Source organism: Pseudomonas sp. FSL R10-1350, assembly GCF_009600525.1.
In the GTDB taxonomy this organism is placed as follows: Bacteria; Pseudomonadota; Gammaproteobacteria; order Pseudomonadales; family Pseudomonadaceae; genus Aquipseudomonas; species Aquipseudomonas helleri.
On sequence record NZ_WIVR01000150.1, the window covers coordinates 1 to 1,625 of the forward strand.

The window sequence follows — 1,625 nt, forward strand, 5'->3', positions numbered from 1 at the left end:
CTCTTATCAAACATAAAATAACCCATTGTTTTTATTCAAAAAAACTACCCAACTTTTTCCAGCCTCCATCCCAGCTTGTGTGCCTTGCGCTCCAAGGCTCGCAACTGCCGGCTGCGACTCTTCTCTTCGTACGCCTCGAGCCCTTGCTCCACATATGGCTGGCCTTTGGTCAGCATGGCGTAGATCAGACGCGCCAGTTGATGGGCGGTGGCTTTGACGGCGCAACCTGTGTCCATTCGACTTAACCTTGCACGGTGACTTGCACCGATAAAACTTTTGTCGTTTCGGGCATTGGAGGCCGATTGCTTGAGCGCTTGAGCCGCTCGATTGATGACCTTCGGTCCTCTGCCGGGAAGGGACTTGCCACCCGATATTCGAGTTGGCGGCGCGACTCCCAACCAAGAGCAGAAGTGTTGCGAGGTGGGAAAACGCGATAGATCAGGCCCCAGCTCGCTTGCCAGCACCAAAGCCGTATCGACGCCGATTGTCGGAATGGCGGTTAAATCCACGCCCATCACGCGACCTAATGCCTGATGCAGCACCGTCTGCTCTGCCGCCGATCGATGAGCGCTGCGAAGTACCTTACGTGCTGCTGGTACTTCTTCCTGACGCATGGGTAACAGCCCCAGTGCTTGCGCGATGGCATGGTCACAGTCGGCAATCTGCGTTTCCAGGAAGTCGTAGCACGCCAATTCCTGACGCAACGAATGCAAGTGTTCCACACGCCAATTGCCGTGCAAGCTTCGCGCGATAGTGGCGTGATCGGCCTTGATGCGTCGATCACGCAACGCCGCCAAGGCATGAGGATCGCGCTCACCGTGATTGATGGCCTGAAGAATTTTCATCCCGGTTACGCCAGTAATGTCGCTAATGACATTGGCCAACTGGATATTCATCTGGCTCAAGGCTTTCTGCATGCGATTGATCGTTTTGGCCTGGTCGGCGACTTTATTGGCGCGCTGACGCACCAGCGAACGCATCGAGCAGACTTCGTCTGCAGGGCGAAAAGCCCCGCTCAACAAACCGTGTGTCATAAGTTGCCAGATCCATTGGCAGTCCAAGACATCAGATTTGCGCCCCGAGGTCTGGCGTGTCGCCCGGGAATTGACCAGGTACACCTCAAATCCTCGTGCATCCAGTACTTCAAAAAGAGGGATCCAGTAAACGCCTGTGGCTTCCATCGCGACGACCTTGATTTGCAATGAAGCAAGCCAGTCGGCCAATGCGATCAGGTCATCGGTAAAGGTCAAAAACTTTCGAACAGGAGGGTCGGCTCGATCAGGATTGACCGCAACCCAATGCTCACGACTGCCAACATCAATGCCGGCACAGTCGTGATGGATAATCTCAAAGCGTTTTTGGTTCTTGCGCGCCATGACAATTCCTCGCAGGATTGAAAAGCGCGCGCGGGGGAACACGGTGGCGAAAGGGTTCACTCTCTTATACGAGGTCACGGCATGCCGTGCCTTCAGCGACTCTACGCCGATACCGTGCGGATCACTCTCCTACTCGGGTGCGGACACACCAGTGCTAGCGACGAACTCTGTCCCCGCGCGCGCTCTTCAACTCTAGACCCAGTTTGCTGCGCGACAGCGCGGCGTCGAAGACGGGGCGGCCCCTCCTAC

1 protein-coding gene is annotated in these 1,625 nt (G+C 55.9%); it reads right to left on the bottom strand.

Features of this window, described 5'->3' with window-relative positions:
• Nucleotides 1-44: 44 nt before the first annotated feature.
• Nucleotides 45-1,376, bottom strand: coding sequence for an IS110 family transposase (locus GHO25_RS25535; RefSeq protein ID WP_153393343.1), 1,332 nt, complete (start codon nucleotides 1,374-1,376; stop codon nucleotides 45-47).
• Nucleotides 1,377-1,625 lie beyond the last annotated feature (249 nt).